Genomic DNA, 21,179 nt, shown 5'->3' on the forward strand with positions numbered 1-21,179 from the left:
ACATTTTATAAAGAATTTTTAACCGCTACACCCACCATACTATCGGCTGTACCATAATACAAAAACCATTTTTTCTTAAAATATACCAAGCCTTCTATAAAGGTTGTACCAGCTTTGTATTGTCCACGCATTTCATGGGGTAAATCTGGTTTTATAAAACATTCATCCAATCTATTGATAATTTTTGTTGGATCATTTGCATCAAAAAGTACTTGTCCTCCCAAATAAGTTTCAGCTGGAAGATGTTGGTCTCTAGTTTCCTCTTTAGCATTTTTACCGTTGTACAACAACAAAATTCCCTTTGACGTCAATAATGCTGGCGGACCTGGTTCTGTTAAGTCACTGTCAAATTTTCCAGCTCTAATGTTCATTACATATTTCAGTTCTCCGTTTTCTTCAACTAATGGGTTCCAATTTATTAAATCATCCGAAGTAGCAATATTCACTCCTTTTTCTCCCCAATACATCCAGTACTTCCCTTTGATTTTGGCAGCTACAATTTTACCATTCACCATTTTAGTAATTATTGAACCTGATTTAGACCAAATATTCAAGAATTTCCCAGAATGTGCTTTAGCAAAAGCTGGTCCATGTTTTTTCCAATGAATCAAATCCTTTGAAGTAGCAATACACAATCTGGCTACATCACGATTCCAAGCCGTGTAAGCTACAACATAAGTACCGTCGGCACGTTCTACAATTCGTGGATCTTCACAACCACCAGGGTTATCAAATTTTGCAAACTCATCTTTTGAAGGATATAAAACTGGATTTTCTTCTAGTAAAATGTATTCCATCATTGCTAACAGCCAAACCAATTCTGGAAGTGCGAAAGCCAATATTTGTCCCAGGAGTATCTTCTGCTCGAAATAAAACATAAACTTTCCCGTTTTTAACGATAGCCGCAGGATTAAAAACATCGGCTTTTTGCCATTTTACTGGAATACCTTTCATCGGGCAAGCAAATTCATAACTAGAATCTGCACTTAGTATAGGATTTTCCTTGGGTTTTGAAAAACCAGTTAAAGCCCAATTTGTGTTTTGAGCTATCGTTATATTCCCCAATAAACAGAAAAAGACGAGCAGTTTTAATTTCATTAGTTATCTTGATTAATGATTGTTTTTGATAAAGCTATCTAAAAATAAACAATTTAACTACTGGCTTATCCGTATTAACGTTAATAATAATTTCTCATTAAAATTTGTCTTATTTTGCTGAAACAAATCAAGCAGTTTATCTTGCAAAGCATTTTCCAAAATCATTTAACATTATCTTTTTTTATGAAAAAGCTATTCATTATTTATATTCTATCGCTAAGTATTCAAAGTATTCATGCACAAGTTTTTACAGGAACCCAGGAAATTGAAAGAGCGACAAAAGAAGGATTATATACGACCGTAGCAATTGAAGACAAGTACATCAAACCAATTTTACAAAATGAACTAGCCAAATATGGTAGTGTAGAAGTAGGCAGAAGTAATGTTTTCAGAATTACGGGAGCAAGAATTTCAAGTATTTCATCTGACCCACTGATGGTTGTAAGTAAGATTAGCTCAGAAAAAGGGAAAAATAAAATATTTCTTTCAATTGGTTTTGGCGATGAAGTCTATATCAATAGCTCACATCCAAAATATTTGGCAGCAGAAAGAATACTTAATGATATTGTTGACCAACTTAAACGACAAGGAGACGTTAGATTAGAAGAAAAAAATTTGGATGAAATTAAAACTAAACAAATCAAAGCTGTCTCTATAGCTGACCGTTTGACAAGAGCTTTGGAAAATAATAAAAGAGAAAAAGACAGGCTTTTATTAAAAATAGAAGAAAATAGAATAGAACTTGAACGTCTGCAAATGGAAGTAGAACAAAATAAAAAAGACCAATTGCTAATGAACGAAGGTTTGATTAATCAACAAAAAAAAGTGGAAGAAGCAAAAATCAGGTCTAAGAAACAATAATCAATTAAACTAATAAGAATCCTTTGGGTAAAAAGCTCAAAGGATTTTTTATTTTAAAACTCGCCATCAAAAATATCCATTCATAAAGTCAAAAGTACCGTCTATTCATTTTCAGGTTGATAATCTTGAAGCTCGTGATAAATTTCACCCATCAAACGAAAAGAATTATTTAAAAGTATCATTTAAACCTACTTTTTTCAAACTCTAAACAAGAAAACTAAACAAGTAAAACCATGAACGATTCACTTTATCGCATACCTTCAAAAGGACAATTAGGAGGTGTAGCAGCTGGATTATCAGAACGCTTCGGCATTGATGTTTCCATTATTCGAGTACTTTTATTTTTAGGTTTAGTGTTTACTCATGGTATTTTTTTCTGGATGTATATTATCTTGTGGATAGCATTGCCAGTGAAACATCAATGGGAAACAACTGCAACGCCGGATAACTCAACTTTTAACTCAACATTTACTAACATGAAAAAAGATTCAAGCAAAGTTTGGGGAATTATTTTAATAGTTTTAGGTACAATCTTCTTATTAGATGAATGGATTCCTGATTTCGACTTTGGTAAATTCTGGCCTCTTATTTTAATCGGTGTAGGTGGTTATATCATCTTTAAAGAAAAAGATAAGATTGACTTCAATAACGACAAAAATAACTTCTAAATCGACTCGTTGAAATCCGTTATCAAATACAATACTAATTTTTGATAACGGATTTTAACCTTAAAGCTTTTTAACAATGAATTCTAAAAATATATTTACGGGAGGTTTTTTAATCTTAATTGGCTTTCTATTTCTTGGAAAAGAATTTGGCTGGTTTAATATCGATTGGCATGAAATTTCAAGGCTTTGGCCACTTTTACTAATCTACTTGGGGCTTGTAGCTTTTATTGGCAAAAGTAGTCGCTCGGCAACAGTTATTACCATCATTCTACTTTGTGTCGCTATTCCGATTGTCATTGTAAGAAGTTGTAAAGAAAAAGTAGAAACTGCTTTCAATGACCATGACATTCATATTGATATGGATGATGATGACAACGATAATGATAACCATGATAATGAAGATTATCATTTCAAAGGAACAAATCAAAAGCTTGTGGAGTCAATGAATCCAATCGTGAAGAATGCTAAATTTGAGTTTTCTGGCGGTGCGGCTGAATTCATCATCAATGGTACTTCAAAGGAATTAGTAGAAGCTGACGCTGATTTAGATTTTGGAAATATTTCACTTAGAAAAACTGGAGATTCTACTAATCCCAATATTATTTTTGCCTTAAAAGGAAAGAAAAATAATATTCATTTTGGTGACGATAATCACAATAAAATCAATTTGAAGCTTAATCCTAATGTAATCTGGGATATGAATTTTGAATTTGGTGCAGGTAAAGCAGATTTCGATTTGAGCGAATACAAAATCAATAAACTATCAATTAAGACAGGCGTAACCGAAACAGACGTTAAATTAGGCGATAAAGTAGATAACCTGGATGTTCAAGTAGAATCAGGTTTAACTTCAATTGAATTTAATATTCCAGAATCAGTAGGTTGTAGAATTGATGTTGATGGTGGACTAAACTCTAAAGATTTTGATGGCTTCATTCAAAAAAATGGACATTGGGAAACACCAAATTTTGAAAAATCTAGCAAGAAAATCAATATCAGTTTTGATGGTGGTTTACAAGAATTAAAAGTAAAAAGATATTAAAATTATAGCTCAGTTTGACAACTAGTGTTCGTCAAATTGGGCTATTTTTACTTTGACAAAGTTCTATCAACACAGCGTTCGTACTTTTAGGATGTAAAAAGCAAACCAACTTATTATCTGCACCATCTTTTGGTATTTCATTTAAAAGCGTAAAACCCTCATTCTTTAGTCTAGCCATTTCTTCATAAATATTGCCGACCTCAAAAGCAATATGATGAACTCCCTCTCCTTTCCTCTCGATAAACTTTGCAATCGGGCTATCGGCATGAGTGCCCTCTAACAATTCTATTTTAGTTTGTCCAACTTGAAAGAAAGATGTAATAACACCTTCTGAAGGTACTTCTTCTTGTTTGAAAGGCGCTACACCCAAAAGTTTTGTAAATAAATCATTAGAAATATTCAAATCTTTTACGGCAATCCCAATGTGCTCAACTTGTTTCATCTTTTTTATTTGATTTTAAAATCCCAAATTAGCTAAAAAAGAAAAACCCCAACCTATAGGCCGGGGTTTTAAATGACTATCTATCTAAAAAAAATTAGATTCTCTTCACATTCACAGCATTTAAGCCACGCTTTCCTTCTTGTACGTCGAAAGAAACAGAGTCATTTTCACGAATCGTTGTTCCAGATAATCCTGTTACGTGTACAAAGATTTCTTCATTAGACTCGTCATCAACGATAAATCCAAAACCTTTAGATTCGTTGAAAAATTTAACTTTACCAGTTTGCATAAAAATTGATATAAAAAAATTAAAAAAAAATAAAAATACTATCGGTTTGTTCTGATTATACTGCTATCAATATATGCAAAACTTATATGTTTAAATCTCGTAAAAGAATAAGATTTGTCTAGCTAACTCGGCTTTCGCCTTTTACTTCTTAACTTAAATGGTTTAAAAGTAATTAATAACCTTAAAATAGAATTAGAATTTAATTCCAAACAACATAGCAATCAGGTCTAAAATAAGTTCTGCTACATTTGTAATGAAACCAAAACTTTAAATAATTCACAAAATACTTGTACTGAATTTCACTTTGAATTCATGTTACTGAATCCCATTAAAACAATACTTACACTAACTACAATTTCTTAACATTTGCGGCGTTAAGACCTCTTTTACCTTCAACAATATCGAATGAAACTTTGTCATCTTGGCGTAAATGTGTTCCGCCTAATGCTGTAACGTGAACGAAGATTTCTTGTCCACTTTCACTGTCAACGATAAAGCCAAAGCCTTTGCTTTCATTAAAAAATTTAACTGTTCCTGTTTGCATGACGTAAAAAAGAATGGTTGATAATGAGACAAAAGTTACCAAAAAACTTTGCAGTTTTTGATAAATTAATAGCCCTAAAAGTCTAAGATTGATATTCGAAGCATGTGATAATCAAGGAGAATGTGAATCTAAGGGAACCAACGGACTCTTGAAAACTAATTACTTTGTACTAAAAACTTGTCACTCTTTTACTATTAATATCCAAATGTAAGTATAATTTTGTGTATTCCTATTTTTATATGAATATTTTTTAAAAAAAATAAACAAAAATATAACTATATTTATAAACAATTACACCATTTCAATACAAATTAGTATTAATATAATACAAGCTCTGAAAATACGTTTTAGATTACTCTCTTTTTTTGATAAACCAGCAAAACAATGTAACTTTAATACAGTTTTTATACTGTAACCAATTAAAATTCAGAATTTTGCCCTAAAGCCATGACAAACACATTAAGATTAAAATACTTTGTTGAACACCACGTTTTTGGTGTTTGTACAAAAATTGGTGAGAAATTAGGAATTTCTACCAGTAGTATTCGTCTGTATTTTGTTTATGTTTCATTTATTACTGTTGGCTCTCCTATTATCATTTATTTAGTATTGGCATTTTGGATGAATATCCGCCGTTATTTACGTCAATATAAAAGCCCATCAGTTTGGGAATTATAAACTTACCTCTGCAATTCGTTGTAAGTTTGTACATCATCGATGAAATGTTGCCATACGATATTTCTTCTGTAAACAGTTGATATGACATCTTTTCGTTGAATCTGTTTCCTTTTTTTATACCAGCTTAGAAAATGAGCATAGAAATCAAAATGTGCTCTGGCTACTGCCCAACAATCCTCCCAACTATCAAACAAAAGAAACTTAATTCCAGCTACTCCATCCAAAATTAATCTTGTAAAAATCGCTAATGAAAAACCTTTGTCGGGATGATTTTTATAGAGCATGGCTAATCCATTTCTGAAATTCAAAAAAGTCTTATAAGGATTTGATTTATGCAAGGTTCCACCACCTACATGATATACTTCAGAACTTCCACAAGCATAAACTTTATAACCCGCATGATGAATTCGCCAACAAAGGTCAATTTCTTCCATGTGTGCAAAGAAATCGCCATCAAAACCTCCTACTTGATGAAATACTTCTGCCCGAACAAACATGCAAGCACCAGTTGCCCAAAAAACTTCATGATTATCGTCATACTGTTTTAAATCTTGTTCAATTTCTTGAAAGATTCTTCCACGACAAAAAGGATAACCTAGATGATCGATAAATCCACCAGCCGCACCAGCATATTCAAAATGGCTTTTTTGATAAAATGCTTTTATTTTAGGTTGGCAGGCAGCAATTGTTCTATCATTATTCATCAATTCAATCACTGGCTCAATCCAATTAGGAGTTACTTCCACATCAGAATTTAGCAACACGTAATATTCAGCATCGACGAATTCAAGTGCTTCGTTATATCCTTGTGCAAAACCATGATTTTCTTTGAGTTCAATAATTTTAACGGAAGGAAATTCTGATTTTAATAATTCCAAAGAAGAATCGGTAGAAGCATTATCAGCAACGTAAATGGTTGCATCAGACGAGTATTGTATAACAGAGGGTAAAAAATCAGCTAAATGTTTTTGACCATTATAATTTAAAATGACTACTGCGATTTGATTCATAAAGGAATTTTAGCTATTTTAGGAAAAAGTGTATCATTAAAATGATGATAATACTACTTATTTCTTCAAGCTGATAACAGACTGGATTCATGAGATTTGAACATATTTCAATAATTATCGAAATACTAAAATGACTTATTGACAAAGATAATTTGATTTTTTGAAATACTAATCTATCTTAATTATTTATGGCTTTATCAATTTACTTGTTTAGATTTAAGGATATTTTCAATGACAAATACTTAACTTCAAACTAAATGTCAGACAATTCTATTTTCAGACGCAAATCAATTAATAACGTTTTACAACAAAGTGAAGACTCCCACGGCGGGGGGTTAGTGAAGATTCTTGGTGTTCGAGACCTTACTTCATTTGGGATTGCTGCCATTATTGGTGCAGGGATTTTTAGTACAATCGGTAGAGCAAGTTTTGAGGGTGGACCAGCCGTTTCATTACTTTTCGTGTTCGTTTCTATTGCTTGTATTTTCACAGCTCTTTGTTATGCTCAATTTGCTTCAATGGTTCCAGTTTCTGGAAGTGCTTATACTTATGCTTATGTATCTTTTGGTGAAATTTTTGCATGGATTATTGGCTGGGCATTGATTCTTGAATATGCCGTTTCCAATATGGTGGTAGCTATTTCTTGGTCGGAGTACTTCGTTGGAATGTTGCATGGTTTCGGCATTAATTTCCCAGATTACTTAACCATAGATTACGGTACTGCACATGAAGCATTTTTAGAAATGCAAGCTGGAACAAGTAAACTTACTGACAGCACTTTGTTTGCCGCTAAAGCTTATGAACACGCCCCCGTGCTAGGAAGTATAAAATTATTAATTGACCTTCCTGCTGGTGTAATTACCATGCTTGTCACTTCTTTGGTATATGTTGGGATGAAAGAATCGAGAAGTGCGAGTAATTTCTTGGTTGTGCTAAAATTGGTGGTAATATTAATGGTAATTTCTGTGGGAGCATTTTATGTTAAACCAGAAAATTGGTCACCATTTGCACCCAATGGAGCGCAAGGAGTATTGGGTGGGGTTGCATCTGTTTTCTTTGCTTTCATTGGTTTTGACTCTATCTCAACCACTGCCGAAGAATGTAAAAATCCACAAAGAGATTTACCAAGAGCGATGATTTACTGCCTAGTAATTTGTGCGGTACTTTATGTTTGTATCACTTTAGTGTTAACAGGAATGGTAAACTATACTGAACTAAAAGTAGATGACCCATTGGCTTATGTTTTTCAGAAAATAAATTTTGATTTTATGGCTGGAATCATCTCTGTGTCAGCGGTAGTTGCCATTACCAGTGCTTTATTAGTTTATCAGATGGGGCAACCAAGAATCTGGATGGCGATGAGTAGAGACGGTTTACTTTGGAAACGTTTTTCAAAAATTCATCCAAAATTCAAAACGCCTAGCTTTGCAACAATTGTTACTGGTTTTGTAGTAGCAATTCCTTCGCTTTTCTTAGATATGGGTTTTTTCGTTGACTTAACAAGTGTTGGGACATTTTTTGCCTTTATTTTGGTTTGTGGTGGTGTTCTGTATTTAGACTATCAAGGTTTATCGAAAGATGCTAAATTTAAAATTCCTTATTTAAATGGACAGTTTATTGTGGGGCCATTATTACTTGTTGCAATTAGTTTCGTCATTTATAACAATACTTTTTTCTCAGAGCTTGAGGCGAAACCACTTTTGGCAGTTTTTTGGTTAGTTTGGGCAATTTTATCTGTACTGGCTTATCAACATAAGTTTTCAATTCTTCCTGTATTAGGTATTTTGACCAATCTTTACTTAATGACTGAATTGGGCGTAACAAACTGGACAATCTTCTTAATTTGGCTCGCAATCGGTTTGGTAATCTATTTTATATATGGCTACAAAAACAGTAAACTTGCTCAATAATTTCTAATACAAATACAATAAAAGGCTTTCAGAACGTTCTGAAAGCCTTTTATTGTGATAATAATTTCAAATATTCTTCATTAATCATTACTTCGTCTTCCTGAAAGTAAAGACATATAATATAACAATTGTGCTAACATACCTAATGCTGCGGCTACGTAGGTCATCGCTGCCCACCATAAAGCATCTTTTGCCATTTCATGCTCTGGCTGGGTTACTACATTACGCTGGCTCATCCAAGCTAATGCTCTTCTTGAAGCATCAAATTCTACGGGTAAAGTAATAAAACTAAAAAGCGTTGCTAAGGCAAACATCGCCACACCAATTGTTAAGACCAATTTATTGCCTGTAGAATACAAAAGCATCATACCAATCATTAAAGCAATTGGCATAAAGTTATTAGCAATACTCAATACAGGAACCATTGCACTACGGAATTGTAACATCGAATAAGCCGTAGCATGTTGCACAGCATGACCGCATTCGTGGGCTGCTACTGCTGCGGCAGAGGCGTTCCTTCCATAATATACATCTGGGCTTAAATTAACTGTTTTATCAGCTGGATTATAATGGTCTGTTAATTGTCCTTCTACAGAAATGATTCTCACATCAAAAATGCCATTGTCTCTTAACATTTTGTCTGCAATCTCCCTTCCAGAAAGTCCATTTGCCAAACCAATTTCTGAATACTCCTGAAATTTACTTTTCAATCTCCATTGCACGAACATCCCGATTCCTGCAAAAACTAAAGTAATTAAATATATGCCTATCATAGCTATTAAATTTGTTTAATTTTCTCAATTAACGAAGTGGTTGAATAACCTTTTACCAAAGGAATTGTTTTTACTTCCCCACCTTTATCCATAACAAAATCAGCCCCAACAATAGTTTCAACAACGTAATCATCTCCTTTTACTAAAATATCTGGTTGAATTTCCTGAATCACTTCAAGCGGAGTTGGCTCGTCAAAAAGAATTACGGCATCAATAAATTCAAAAGCTGCCATCATTCTTGAACGAGCGTACTCATTCACAACTGGGCGACTCTCTCCTTTCAATCTTTTTACCGAAGCATCAGTATTCAATCCTAAAATCAATTTATCTCCTAAATTTCTAGCTTTCTCTAAATAATCAATGTGTCCTAGATGAACAATATCAAAACAACCATTGGTAAAAACTATTTTCTTGCCTTCTTTTTGCCAGTCTTCCGCTCGCTTAATAGCTTCCTCAAGACTAACAATTTTATTTTCAGTCATTTGTTTTCGGTTTAATAAATAAAGTAATCAAAAAACTTAACGCTCCTAAAGCCAACAACGTAATCATCTGAGAACCATGTATAAATGTTGCTAAGATAATTCCGTCTTTTTGCGGTAAACCATAAAGAACCAAAGCATTTCCTACCAAAAAATGGAAAGGGCCGATTCCGCCTTGTGTGGGAGCCGCCATACCAAAAGAGCCCATTGTTAATACAGTAAGCCCTGCCAATAAACCTAAATGAGCAGTTTCTGGAATTGCAAAGAAAAGTACATAAGCAGAAAGCCAGTACATCACCCAAATAAGTATTGAGAAGAAGATGAATGCAAATGGTTTTTCAAGATGTTTTACACTCATCAATCCATCCAATAATCCATTCAGAAAGCCAACAATTTTATTTAAAACAGGTACTTTCGATAATTTTTCCTGATATTTTCTGAAAAAATAAATACTTAAAATGCCAGCAAACGTCAGAAATACTAAAAGACCAATTATCAAATATACTTTAGAAGCAAACTGTTCCATGAAGAAGTGCTGAAGTTTATCAAACTCTAAAATTAAATTTAAAGTAAGAACAATCAACAATGAGATTAAATCAAAAATTCTTTCTGTTAAAACTGTTCCAAATGATTTTTCGAAAGGAATATTATCAGTTTTTTTCAAGCTTCCACAACGAGAAACCTCCCCCATTCTTGGAATGATATAATTAGCAAAATATCCAATAAAAATAGCTAAAGCAGTATTGAAAGTAGAAGGCTGATAGCCGAGTGGCTTCATCAAAATTCGCCAACGTGCGGCTCTACTAATATGGGCTGTTATTGATAAAATAGCTGAAAGCATCAACCATTTATAATCAGCTTTCTTGAATTCATCAAGCATTTCAGACAAACTAATGTCCTTAAAAACAAACCAGAGTAAGCCTCCCGCCAAAACAAGCGATATGGTGTATTGAAGGATTTTTTTCATAATAAATTCAAAAAAAGGAATTGAGTATTGCTAAGAATCTTATTTTCAATAATCTTAACAATACTCAATTTGAACTACAAAGACACAATGTACTAATTTACCAATCTGTTATTATCGTCTGGAAAAACCAAACTTGGTTTGTAAGTACGAGCCTCCTCTTCAGTCATCATTGCATAAGCAATAATGATAACAATATCGCCTATTTGAGCTCTTCGTGCGGCTGCACCATTTAAACAAACCATTCCAGAACCACGCTCACCTTTTATAACATAAGTTTCAAAACGCTCGCCATTGTTATTGTTTACAATTTGTACTTTTTCATTTTCAATCAAATTGGCGGCATCCATTAAATCCTCGTCAATCGTGACACTTCCGACATAATTCAACTCCGCTTGAGTAATTTTTACCCTATGGAGTTTTGATTTCATTATATGAAGAAACATAATAATTTTTTAATAAACGTGAATATCAAACAGTTTTACGACACCATTTGAAAATTATGTTGCAAAGATAGATTATTTTTAAGCTTATATAATAACAGGGCTTTTCAAATAATTATGTTATCAATCAAACGGGTTTTACCCATGAAAGCTGCAATACACAAAGCAGTTTTACCAACTGAAAGTTCCTCGATGGGTAATAATGTCTCAAAATCTGAAATTTCAAAATACTCTAATTCAATATCTTCAATTACGTCAAAATACTCCTTGACGAATTGTTTTACTGCTGTCGATGATTGATTTTTGAGTAATGTGGCAGCGGCAGTTAACGATTTATAGATTTCTGGAGCAATTACTCTTTGTTCTTCACTTAGATTTCTATTTCTTGACGACATCGCCAATCCATCTTTTTCTCTTTGAGTTGGGCAAATCACTAAGTCCAAAGAGAAACTTAAATCTTTCACCAAACAATTAATGACGGCACATTGCTGTAAATCTTTTTGTCCAAAATATGCTTTATTGGGCTGAACAATGTTAAATAATTTAGAAACAACAATTCCAACTCCATTAAAATGTCCGGGTCTAAATTTCCCTTCCATTACATTTTCTAAAGTACCAAAATCAAACTTTAATGTTGGCAAACTTGGGTACATTTCAGTAGCACTTGGTGCAAATACAACATCGCAATTTACCCCTTGAAGCATTTCGCAATCTGCTTCTAAAGTACGAGGATAAACTGCTAAATCGTGTGGATTATTAAACTGAGTGGGATTTACAAAAATGCTACAAACAACAATATCATTCTGATTTTTAGCGGTTTCAATCAAAGATAAATGCCCTTGATGAAGTGCACCCATTGTAGGTACAAAACCTACTGATTTACCTAACTGACATTGATTTTGTAAATATGCTTGTAAAGTCTTTATCTCAAAAAATACTTGCATGACGTTCTATTCTTTAATTTCTTGAAGGTTGAATGAGTAAAATATGAATGGTATTTGTATAACTCTACAAGTGTTATTATTCGTTCCAAACAGATTCACGTTCAATTTTTTGTGGAATTTCCGTATTTTTTTTATATTTTTGCATAATTTTTATGTGAATCCTTCTTGCTTTGATTGTCTGTTTTAGTTGTTTAACACTTTTTAACAGCATCAAGGCTTCTAACAACGACAACAATGTCTAAATTGCGTATCCTTTACGTTGCCAGTGAAGTTGACCCTTTTCTCTCTACGACTCAAGTAGCTAATTTTGTAAGAAAACTCCCTGCTGCCATGCAGGAAAAAGGGTTTGAAATCAGAATTTTAGTACCTCGTTTTGGGTTAATCAATGAACGTAAAAACCGACTTCATGAAGTAGTAAGGTTATCTGGGTTTACGGTACCAGTTGGTGACGACGATAAGCCCGTAACCATCAAAGTTGCCTCTTTGCCTTCGGCAAAATTACAGGTATATTTTATTGATAACGAAGACTATTTTCAAAGAAAGTACGTTTTTACCGACAAAGAAGATAGATTTTATGCAGACAATGACGAGCGTGCAATATTTTTCTGTAAAGGTGCGCTGGAAACTGTAAAGAAATTGGGATGGTCTCCTGATATTGTGCATTGTAACGACTGGATGACAGCTTTAATACCTTTGTATTTAAAGACTACTTACAGAAATGATCCAATGTTTAAAGATTCTAAAACAGTATTTTCTGTTTTCAACAACGACTTTGCACATAAATTTGCCTTTGAAGGACTGTATGACAAAGTAAAAATGTTAAATGTTGAAGACGATATGCTTGGTAGTTTAGAATCAGCAGATTATCAAGGTTTTGTTAAGATTGGCGTAGAATATGCCGACGTCGTAATTACGATGGAAGAAGAAGTATCAGAGAAATTTAACACTATTTTTAATGAATTACCCGCAAAAAAATTGGAATACGTTCCAGAAGAGAGTATTGACAGTTACTACAATATTTACACGGAGTTGGCAAGTGCGTAAAGCATTCATTTTTGGTGTTTTCTTTTCTTTTTTCGCAATTTTATCGGCTTGTGAAGACCCTAAAGAAATAGGTTCTGATGTGTTTGTACAAGACATTGGCTTACTCTATACTGATACGCTAAGTGTTGATGCTTCTACCGTTTTATTAGACTCTATCGCAACATATACTACTAGCAATCTTTTGGTGGGTCGTTTTACGGATCCAGTTTTTGGAGATGTAAACGCTGTAAGTTATTTCCAAATTTCAAACCTTACCGCAGATACCATTCGTTCGAATGTTGATACTGCTGGTAGAAGTAATGTAAAATGGATAACTTATCCAAGTAAAAATGATTCTATCCGTTTGATTTTACCTTATAGCTTTGTTCAAGGCGATACACTTCAAAATCAATCGTTCAAATTATATCAATTAGCATCAACTGCAAGTCTTGACCCTACAGTTGTTTATTATAACAATAGTGCAGCTCCTGCTTTGAATCCTACCCCGATTGGACAATTAAACAATGTAAAAATTCGCCCAATCCGAGATAAAAGAGTAATTTCTGGAACAGCCGGGAAGTTTGATTCACTAAGGATTCCAATCACAGAACCGTCTTTTGTTAAGTTTTTAGAAAGTCAAAGAGACATCGCTAAAAGCGAAGCACTTGTTGGAACGGGTTTCAAAGGAGTAGTAAAAGGTTTAGCATTAGTCTCTGAAAGTAATAAAAATGCGGCGGTTGTAGGTTTTTCAGCTGGTGGCATTCAAATGCAACTGTACTATCATTATAAATATACTTATACTGTTAGAAATACCGCTAACACGGCTGATAGTTTAATTACTGTAGATACTACCAAATCTAACAATTTCTATGTAGCCATTACCAATGCAGATGGCACAAATTTCAATGCTAGATTTAATAAAATTACAGCAGCTCGTACAGGAGCATTGAGTAAATTGACTAAACCTGCTGATGTTTTAACAAGTAGCGAAGCGAATAACCAAGTTTTTCTTCAGTCTGGTACAGGTATTGCGATGAAAGTTAAATTCCCTAATTTATTGAAATTAAAAGAACGTAACGACATTGCTATTAATAAAGCTGAATTAGTGCTTGAACCAAAATCAAATACGGCAGGCTATACGCTACCTAGCGATTTAATCCTAGTTGAAGCCACTCCATCGAATCAACCATTAAGAACTACAACGACTGGTGAAGGTAATTTTGTTTTTGTAACTGGCGAAGGAACAGTCTCTTCTTATGCAAGTCGAACTAATTTATTTACTTTCAACATAACAAGTTCTTTACAAAATATCATTGCTGGTAGAGGCAAAAATAATGGTTGGATTATTACACCAACTTTATTTACGACCAATTCTACAACAGGTACAAGAGGACCAGCACTTGGAAAAAGTGTAATTAATCCTGATATTACTCGTGCAATTTTCGATCATAGTAATATTAAACTTAAAGTCTATTATACTTACGTTGCAAGATAAAATATAATTTCTCGAAATAATTCTGGAGCGGAGAACCATAATATGGATTCTCCGCTCTATTTTTGTGGCAATATATTACTGACTATTTCTTCTATGATTTGATTATTAATTTAAATCATCAATTTAAAAGAAATAGTGCTAACCAAATAAACTATAAATATATGTGTGGCATTGTGGCTTATATTGGGCATCGTGAAGCCTATCCTTTAATTATTAAGGGACTAAAACGTTTAGAATACCGTGGATATGATAGTTCGGGTATTGCTTTGTTGAACGATGGACTAAACATTTATAAAAAGAAAGGAAAGGTTGTTGACCTAGAAGCGACTCTTATAAACGAAAATCTAACAAGTACTATAGGCATTGGTCACACTCGTTGGGCTACCCATGGTGAACCCAATGATGTAAATGCTCACCCACATTATTCTGCTTCAAAAAATTTAGCTATCATTCATAATGGTATTATAGAAAATTATTCTTCTATCAAGAAAAACCTAATTAAAAAAGGACATATTTTTTATTCTGATACAGATTCTGAAGTATTCATTCATTTCATTGAAGATATTCAAGTAAATACTGGCTGTTTATTAGAAGAAGCTGTTCGTTTGGCGATGAAAGAAGTAGTGGGTGCTTATGCCATTGTTATTATGGATGCCACTAATCCTTCACAGTTAATTGCGGCTCGCAAAGGGTCTCCATTAGTAATTGGTGTTGGCGATAATGAATTCTTTTTTGCTTCTGATGCCACCCCAATCATAGAATATACCAATGAAGTAATCTATTTGAACGACTATGAATTAGCAGTAGTTCGTGATGGTGAATTAACCGTTAAAAATGTTGACAATATTCTTCAATCACCTTATATCCAAACAGTAGAATTAGAACTTGAAGCGATTGAAAAAGGTGGTTATGAACACTTCATGCTTAAAGAAATCTATGAACAACCTCGTTCAGTAGCAGATTGTATGCGTGGACGTGTGAATGCTGATAGCGGACTTTTAGTATTAGGCGGCTTGCGTGATTACGTTGATAAATTAGCAAAAACAAAACGTATCGTCATCGTAGCTTGTGGTACTTCATGGCATGCTGGTTTGGTGGCTGAATATATTTTTGAAGAACTTGCCAGAATCAACGTTGAAGTAGAATACGCTTCTGAATTCCGTTACCGTAATCCTATCATCAAAGAAGGTGATTTTGTGATTGCCATTTCACAATCTGGTGAAACAGCTGATACTTTAGCGGCTATTGAATTGGCAAAATCAAAAGGAGCAACAATTATTGGGGTTTGTAATGCTGTTGGTTCATCAATTCCTAGAGCTACTCACGCAGGAGCTTATACACATGCTGGACCAGAAATTGGTGTGGCTTCAACCAAAGCCTTTACTGCACAAGTAACAGTATTGGCAATGATGGCAATTGCTGTTGCTCGTAAAAAAGGAACTTTACATGAAGATACTTTCAGAAGATTGTTGTTTGAATTAGAAAGAATTCCTTCTAAAATTGAAACGGTTCTGAAAACTGATGAAAAGATTAAAGAGATTGCAGCAAAATTCAAAGACTCAAGAAACTTCATTTATTTAGGTCGTGGATACAATTTCCCTGTAGCTTTGGAAGGTGCACTTAAATTGAAAGAAATTTCATATATTCACGCAGAAGGCTATCCTGCGGCAGAAATGAAACATGGGCCAATCGCCTTAATCGACGAAGAAATGCCTGTAGTTTTTATTGCTACCAAAGATAGTTCTTATGAAAAAGTAGTCTCTAATATTCAAGAAGTAAAAGCTAGAAAAGGAAAAGTAATTGCCATTGTAACCGAAGGTGACAAATTGATTCCAACCATGGCAGATTATACCATTGAAATTCCTGCAATGCACGAGGCTTTGATTCCATTAGTAGCAACTATTCCATTACAATTACTTTCGTATCACATTGCCGTGTTGAGAGGTTGCAACGTTGACCAACCTAGAAACTTGGCGAAGTCAGTTACTGTAGAGTAATTATTTAGGATACTTTAAGATACAAAAAGTAAGAATTTTAGATTAATTTTTTAAAGGTCGTCAGGAAAAATCTCCTGACGACCTTTTTTCAATGACGTTAAGAATTCCCCTAATTGCAACTCTTAATTTTAATTGCTAAAAAGAGCTGATTTTTCATGCTCTAATTATCATTATAAGCATCATAAACATTCCATGCCCAAATGGCGAATGGGATAATCCATGTCCAAATAAAAATGAATGATACTATTCCTCCAATCACCCAAATAAGAATTGCCTTGATGATTTGTCCTTTGATTAATTGTCCTAAACCCGGAATAAAGGCAGACAGTAATGCTGGTACTCCATGCTTTTGCATATTTTTCTAGTTTACGTTGGTAAGTAAAATGTTTTTAAACGAGTATTAACCGAAAACATCTTACAAAAACATCTTACAGTTAAAGGTTTACTAAAGATATTAATTTTTATCCTCCTTAAATATCTCTCGATTAAACAATTACAAAATTTAGTAAAGTCTTCTCCTCGAAAGATTATCTCGCAAGTATCTTTTCATAAGCCGTTTTCCATTCATCCATTTTAAAAACCACTCCTACTTTTCCTTTCTGCAACATTTGTTTTTACAAAAGTCATTGTGCTATATTTGTAGTGTACTATTAAACTAATACAGTATATGATAACAATCAACAACCTCTCGTTTAATTATGGAAAACGAAAACCTGTATTCCGTCATTTAAACCTAAAACTATCAGCTGGAAATGTGTATGGATTATTGGGAAAGAATGGTGCGGGTAAATCTTCATTACTCAGAAACATGGCAGGTTTGCTTTTCCCAAGTGAAGGTACTTGTACCGTAAATGGATATAATGCCCAAGATCGTTTGCCTAGTTTTTTACAGGAAATGTATTTCTTACCAGAAGAATTTTATGCGCCACCTGTAAAGATTAAGGATTTTGTAAAGACTTACTCTCCTTTTTACCCAAATTTCTCTTTAAAACAATTTTTGGAGTATTTGGAAGAATTTCAAATTTCTGAAAACGAGAAGCTTACAGAATTATCATTAGGACAAAAGAAGAAAGCTTTAATCGGTTTTGGTTTGGCAACAAATACGAAAGTATTGATTATGGACGAACCTACCAACGGTTTGGATATTCCTTCAAAAAGTCAGTTTCGTAAAATCATCGCTTCTGTGGCAACCGACGAACGTATCATTGTTATCTCAACACACCAAGTTCGTGATTTAGATTCATTGATAGACCCCATTATCATTTTGGATGGTTCGGAAGTATTATTGCATGCTACTACGGAAGAAATTGCTGAAAAATTATCGTTCAAAACAGTTTCAGTCGTAACAGACCATGAAAAAGTATTGTACTCAGAACATTCTATCAGAGGGTTTTCGATAGTAATGCCCAACAACGGACACGAAAACAATAAAGTAGATTTAGAATTATTATTCAACGCTGCTTTAACGAATCGTCAGGCAATTAAAGACATCTTTCAATAACCTTTATCTGTTTAACCCAATAGTTATTTCAAAAAATGACTATCAACCAATTAAACAACCATCTTATGAACAACTTTTTTAGCTATGAGCGTTTTTCTTTACTTGTCAAGCGGCAGTGGGCGGAAAACAACTTTATATTGATGATGGGCGTCGTTGTTTACGCAAGTATCGTCGCTGTCATTTATTCCATCAATTTTGATGCAGATAATCATTTTATGTTGAATAAAGGTGCGCAAACATCCATGTTTGTATTGGGTCTTTTTGCAGGAGGAACACTTTTTACCAATTATATCTTCAAAGATTTTGGGAATAATATCCAAACAATGAGTTTTTTGATGACACCAGCCTCACATTTTGAGAAACTTTGTGTTGGACTTTTCTATTCACTTATTGCATTTCCGATTGCTTTCTTGTTTGTCTTCGGCGTAGTTGATTTTGCTTTTGTAGCATTATCTGGAAATAAATCAAATGAAATACTTTATAGTTTGATTATAGAAAGTTATCAAGGGTATTCTTTTTTTATAAGCCTCTGGGTTACGCTACAAATTTTTACAATGTTGGGTGCTGTTTACTTTGGCAAAATGTCTTACATCAAGACTGCATTTTCAGGATTTTTGACAATTGCTATATTTATTTTTATTGGCTATTTATTAGTTAAATTTATCATAGGAGAAGATTATAATATTAGAATGAGTCATGCAGATAGAGATAGTCTTTCAGGTACATATAAATTTTTAGATAACACTCTAAAAATTTATATCTATTATCTTTTGGCCCCATTTTTTGCAGTAATTACCTATTTTAAATTAAAAGAAAAGGAGGTTTAAGATGGAATTTAGAGATAACCAAGCAATTTACCTCCAAATAGCAGAATATATTTGTGAGCGTATCTTACTAAAACAGTGGAAGATTGGCGATAAAATCGCATCTGTTCGTGAACTGGCTATTCAGTTAGAAGTAAACCCGAATACTGTAGTGAGAACCTACGAATTCTTACAACAAAAGGAAATCATTTTTACCAAAAGAGGAATGGGCTTTTTTGTATCAGACGAAGCGGAAGACAAAGTATTGGCATTTAGAAAAGATGAATTTCTAGGCAATGAACTACCAGTATTCTTTAAAAATGTTCATTTGCTAGGACTAGATTTTGACTTTATTAAAGAGAAATACGAGGCATATAAAACAGCTAATTTTTAAGCAATAAACCTTATGAAAACATCAAATAAATTATTAGCGGCTTTAGCCATAATTATCTTTATCGGAATGACTTCCTTCACAATTTTGTTGAAGGCTGAATATAAAAAAGCGGCAGCCAAATCGCTTATTTCTCATAAAGAAATCAAATTAAAGGCTTTTGATAAGTTGGAAGTACAGTCTGAAAATGGTGTTGAAATCAGTATTGAAGAAGGCACAACTTATAGCATCAAAAATGCTCCAAACGCAAAAGTAATTGGTTCAACCTTGAAGATTGATAGCCTTACAGATGTGTATGGGAAAGTAGTTATTACGATGCCAAAACTGCCAGCCATTACTTTAAAAGGTCATGAAATTACAGTAAACATCAAAGGAAATGCCAATAAATTTGCGAACAATACATTACAAGTAAATAGCAACGCTACTGGAGATTTAAACCTAAGTAATTGTGATTTGACCAGTATGAATATCTCTACCGAAAATGCAGTAATTGAGAATAAATGGATGGATTCTTGGCAAAGATATTACCATTTTCACTTAGTTGATTCTAAAGTGGCAAGTACTGATATTACTTTGAAAGGAAAGGCAAGTTTATCGTTGAAAAACACTTCTATTGTATCGCCAACTTTTAATCTTAGCGATTCGGCAAGTATCAGAATTGAAGGAAATGCTATGAATCCTTTTGTGAAGAAATAGTCATCCATTCTGCCAGCAAAGCCCAGCAATGTGCTTCGCAAGTCCAATTGATATGAAAGAGTTTTGAAGAAGCCATTTTATACAAAACTGGATTTTCGTAGGCTGTCAGAAAACCCGCAATAAAGAAGTAAAAATCATTAAACATCTCCTTTGAAAAATCAGTAAGATTATTTTTTTCAAAGGAGATATTTAATCTTGAAAGACTGGTTTCTATCAGTATTCTATCCATCAAAGCCAAATCTGCTTTCTTCAAATAGTTCAACATATCTTCTACTAGTTTCTCTCTACAAATCTCCAAAGCTGGAATCGAAAATCTACTCATCAGTCTGGCTACATGATACATAATCAAAGGCGTGCGAGCGTATTGATGAGCTACTTTAAAAGGCTTATCTAAATACTGATTTGAAAGAATCGTTCGCTGAATGTATTTCACTGAATCGTGTCCATGTTCGTCTAATTCCAAATTGTATGACAGCAAACAATAAATCATATTCGACAAAGCACAAGCATCAAATTCGATATACATATTTTTGCCAAACCAAGTAGAATAAGCTTTTAGGCTTTTGTACTCTTGAAAAGTATTTTGAATAGTTTTTTGATAAGTATTCGAATGAATTATCAATTTGTTTTTCAGCCAAATAGCTTCTTTATCAGAATGTTTTTTGGTCAGAAAAACCATTGAAGTATCGTCAATATCATCTGGAATTTTAAAGTGATTCAGTTTGTGGAGGATATTGCCATGTGGAAAATGCTGAGAAGGTTTTGTTTGGAAGAAATTATAGGTATTCAAGCCATCCTTATTTTGAAAAAGTGGATAAGTAGCAATGGCTTTTTCAGTGATTTTATCAACAAGTATTTTTGAAGTAATAGGTAACTTTTCTTTAATGGAATTTAACGTAAAAACTGTAATGGCTGTAAAAAAAACATTGGTGTCTGGACGATGATAATGTAACAAAATATTCTCCCGATACGACTCAAAAAGTCCATCAGGAAAATACTTTCTATCCGCAGATTCTTGTAAATCTACAATTTTTAAGATTACTTCATCAACCGTCAAAACGTCTTACATTTTAAAATCTTTATCCATTAAAATACCTTCATTTTCAAATTGACACATTTTCAAATTTT

Annotated in this window: 25 protein-coding genes; 12 read left to right on the forward strand and 13 right to left on the reverse strand. The window is 33.4% G+C overall.

Annotated elements, in window-relative coordinates:
* Nucleotides 1–5: 5 nt before the first annotated feature.
* Both VB776_RS12440 and VB776_RS12445 read right to left on the reverse strand, forming a co-directional pair.
* Nucleotides 6–800: a glycoside hydrolase family 130 protein gene (locus tag VB776_RS12440; protein WP_323330080.1), complete on the reverse strand. Its 795-nt coding sequence runs from the start codon at nt 798–800 to the stop codon at nt 6–8.
* Nucleotides 745–1,098: a glycoside hydrolase family protein gene (locus VB776_RS12445; protein WP_323330082.1), complete on the reverse strand. Its 354-nt coding sequence runs from the start codon at nt 1,096–1,098 to the stop codon at nt 745–747. The genes VB776_RS12440 and VB776_RS12445 overlap by 56 nt, the downstream gene beginning before the upstream one ends.
* 183 nt (nt 1,099–1,281) lie before the next feature.
* Between VB776_RS12445 and VB776_RS12450 the strand changes: the two genes are divergently transcribed.
* The 3 genes from VB776_RS12450 to VB776_RS12460 all read left to right on the forward strand — a co-directional run bounded on the left by VB776_RS12450 (nt 1,282) and on the right by VB776_RS12460 (nt 3,669).
* Entirely contained in the window at nt 1,282–1,959 is a 678-nt protein-coding gene (locus VB776_RS12450) for a hypothetical protein (RefSeq protein ID WP_323330084.1), read from the forward strand.
* A 233-nt stretch (nt 1,960–2,192) separates the two neighbouring features.
* Entirely contained in the window at nt 2,193–2,627 is a 435-nt protein-coding gene (locus VB776_RS12455; RefSeq protein WP_323330086.1) for a PspC domain-containing protein, read from the forward strand.
* A gap of 76 nt (nt 2,628–2,703) precedes the next feature.
* The gene (locus VB776_RS12460; protein WP_323330088.1) at nt 2,704–3,669 is read left to right on the forward strand and encodes a LiaI-LiaF-like domain-containing protein; all 966 of its coding nucleotides are present in this window, start codon (nt 2,704–2,706) and stop codon (nt 3,667–3,669) included.
* A gap of 31 nt (nt 3,670–3,700) precedes the next feature.
* Here VB776_RS12460 and mce read toward each other — a convergent pair whose 3' ends face one another.
* The 3 genes from mce to VB776_RS12475 all read right to left on the reverse strand — a co-directional run bounded on the left by mce (nt 3,701) and on the right by VB776_RS12475 (nt 4,944).
* Nucleotides 3,701–4,111 carry a methylmalonyl-CoA epimerase gene (mce, locus tag VB776_RS12465; RefSeq protein ID WP_323330090.1) on the reverse strand — a complete coding sequence of 137 codons (411 nt, stop codon included), beginning with the start codon at nt 4,109–4,111 and terminating at the stop codon, nt 3,701–3,703.
* 94 nt (nt 4,112–4,205) lie between these two features.
* The gene (locus tag VB776_RS12470) at nt 4,206–4,400 is read right to left on the reverse strand and encodes a cold-shock protein (protein WP_184132988.1); all 195 of its coding nucleotides are present in this window, start codon (nt 4,398–4,400) and stop codon (nt 4,206–4,208) included.
* 349 nt (nt 4,401–4,749) lie between these two features.
* Nucleotides 4,750–4,944 (reverse strand): cold-shock protein, encoded by a 195-nt coding sequence (locus VB776_RS12475; protein WP_184132985.1) that lies wholly within the window; start codon nt 4,942–4,944, stop codon nt 4,750–4,752.
* Nucleotides 4,945–5,391: 447 nt separating this feature from the next.
* Between VB776_RS12475 and VB776_RS12480 the strand changes: the two genes are divergently transcribed.
* Nucleotides 5,392–5,622, forward strand: a complete 231-nt coding sequence (locus tag VB776_RS12480) for a PspC domain-containing protein (RefSeq protein WP_323330092.1) — start codon at nt 5,392–5,394, stop codon at nt 5,620–5,622.
* A 2-nt stretch (nt 5,623–5,624) separates the two neighbouring features.
* Here the strand turns inward: VB776_RS12480 and VB776_RS12485 are convergent, their stop codons facing one another.
* Nucleotides 5,625–6,632: a glycosyltransferase family 2 protein gene (locus tag VB776_RS12485; protein WP_323330094.1), complete on the reverse strand. Its 1,008-nt coding sequence runs from the start codon at nt 6,630–6,632 to the stop codon at nt 5,625–5,627.
* A gap of 257 nt (nt 6,633–6,889) precedes the next feature.
* Between VB776_RS12485 and VB776_RS12490 the strand changes: the two genes are divergently transcribed.
* The gene (locus VB776_RS12490; RefSeq protein WP_323330096.1) at nt 6,890–8,542 is read left to right on the forward strand and encodes an amino acid permease; all 1,653 of its coding nucleotides are present in this window, start codon (nt 6,890–6,892) and stop codon (nt 8,540–8,542) included.
* Between the two features lie 80 nt (nt 8,543–8,622).
* On the opposite strand, the gene VB776_RS12495 is transcribed toward VB776_RS12490, so the two are convergent.
* The 5 genes from VB776_RS12495 to panC form a co-directional block, all read right to left on the reverse strand.
* Nucleotides 8,623–9,315 (reverse strand): zinc metallopeptidase, encoded by a 693-nt coding sequence (locus tag VB776_RS12495; RefSeq protein WP_323330100.1) that lies wholly within the window; start codon nt 9,313–9,315, stop codon nt 8,623–8,625.
* 5 nt (nt 9,316–9,320) lie between these two features.
* A complete protein-coding gene (gene rfaE2, locus VB776_RS12500; RefSeq protein ID WP_323330102.1) occupies nt 9,321–9,797 on the reverse strand; it encodes a D-glycero-beta-D-manno-heptose 1-phosphate adenylyltransferase in 477 nt (158 codons plus the stop codon).
* Nucleotides 9,790–10,761 carry a lysylphosphatidylglycerol synthase transmembrane domain-containing protein gene (locus VB776_RS12505; RefSeq protein ID WP_323330104.1) on the reverse strand — a complete coding sequence of 324 codons (972 nt, stop codon included), beginning with the start codon at nt 10,759–10,761 and terminating at the stop codon, nt 9,790–9,792. The genes rfaE2 and VB776_RS12505 overlap by 8 nt, the downstream gene beginning before the upstream one ends.
* Nucleotides 10,762–10,853: 92 nt before the next feature.
* Nucleotides 10,854–11,204, reverse strand: a complete 351-nt coding sequence (gene panD, locus VB776_RS12510) for an aspartate 1-decarboxylase (protein WP_323260116.1) — start codon at nt 11,202–11,204, stop codon at nt 10,854–10,856.
* A gap of 104 nt (nt 11,205–11,308) precedes the next feature.
* Complete coding sequence (gene panC / locus VB776_RS12515) at nt 11,309–12,145, reverse strand: pantoate--beta-alanine ligase (protein ID WP_323330106.1); 837 nt, start codon at nt 12,143–12,145, stop codon at nt 11,309–11,311.
* Nucleotides 12,146–12,379: 234 nt separating this feature from the next.
* Here panC and VB776_RS12520 point away from each other — a divergent pair, with 234 nt between their 5' ends.
* The 3 genes from VB776_RS12520 (at nt 12,380) to glmS (ending at nt 16,660) form a co-directional block, all read left to right on the forward strand.
* Entirely contained in the window at nt 12,380–13,189 is an 810-nt protein-coding gene (locus VB776_RS12520; protein ID WP_309919185.1) for a glycogen/starch synthase, read from the forward strand.
* On the forward strand, nt 13,101–14,663 hold the full coding sequence (locus tag VB776_RS12525) for a DUF4270 family protein (protein WP_323330110.1): 1,563 nt from the start codon (nt 13,101–13,103) through the stop codon (nt 14,661–14,663). The genes VB776_RS12520 and VB776_RS12525 overlap by 89 nt, the downstream gene beginning before the upstream one ends.
* A 161-nt stretch (nt 14,664–14,824) precedes the next feature.
* Nucleotides 14,825–16,660 (forward strand): glutamine--fructose-6-phosphate transaminase (isomerizing), encoded by a 1,836-nt coding sequence (gene glmS, locus VB776_RS12530; protein ID WP_323330113.1) that lies wholly within the window; start codon nt 14,825–14,827, stop codon nt 16,658–16,660.
* Between the two features lie 160 nt (nt 16,661–16,820).
* Here the strand turns inward: glmS and VB776_RS12535 are convergent, their stop codons facing one another.
* Nucleotides 16,821–17,015 carry a DUF5683 domain-containing protein gene (locus VB776_RS12535; protein ID WP_323330116.1) on the reverse strand — a complete coding sequence of 65 codons (195 nt, stop codon included), beginning with the start codon at nt 17,013–17,015 and terminating at the stop codon, nt 16,821–16,823.
* 312 nt (nt 17,016–17,327) lie between these two features.
* Between VB776_RS12535 and VB776_RS12540 the strand changes: the two genes are divergently transcribed.
* The 4 genes from VB776_RS12540 to VB776_RS12555 all read left to right on the forward strand — a co-directional run bounded on the left by VB776_RS12540 (nt 17,328) and on the right by VB776_RS12555 (nt 20,051).
* Entirely contained in the window at nt 17,328–18,161 is an 834-nt protein-coding gene (locus VB776_RS12540) for an ABC transporter ATP-binding protein (RefSeq protein WP_323330120.1), read from the forward strand.
* A 65-nt stretch (nt 18,162–18,226) separates the two neighbouring features.
* Nucleotides 18,227–18,988 (forward strand): hypothetical protein, encoded by a 762-nt coding sequence (locus VB776_RS12545; RefSeq protein ID WP_323330125.1) that lies wholly within the window; start codon nt 18,227–18,229, stop codon nt 18,986–18,988.
* A 1-nt stretch (nt 18,989) separates the two neighbouring features.
* Complete coding sequence (locus VB776_RS12550) at nt 18,990–19,358, forward strand: GntR family transcriptional regulator (protein ID WP_323330130.1); 369 nt, start codon at nt 18,990–18,992, stop codon at nt 19,356–19,358.
* Nucleotides 19,359–19,370: 12 nt separating this feature from the next.
* Complete coding sequence (locus VB776_RS12555; protein ID WP_323330133.1) at nt 19,371–20,051, forward strand: hypothetical protein; 681 nt, start codon at nt 19,371–19,373, stop codon at nt 20,049–20,051.
* Here the strand turns inward: VB776_RS12555 and VB776_RS12560 are convergent.
* A complete protein-coding gene (locus tag VB776_RS12560; RefSeq protein ID WP_323330135.1) occupies nt 20,026–21,108 on the reverse strand; it encodes a hypothetical protein in 1,083 nt (360 codons plus the stop codon). The two genes, VB776_RS12555 and VB776_RS12560, sit on opposite strands and share 26 nt — an antisense overlap.
* Nucleotides 21,109–21,179: the final 71 nt, after the last annotated feature.

It is taken from the genome of Arcicella gelida (genome assembly GCF_034931025.1).
Lineage (GTDB): Bacteria > Bacteroidota > Bacteroidia > Cytophagales > Spirosomataceae > Arcicella > Arcicella gelida.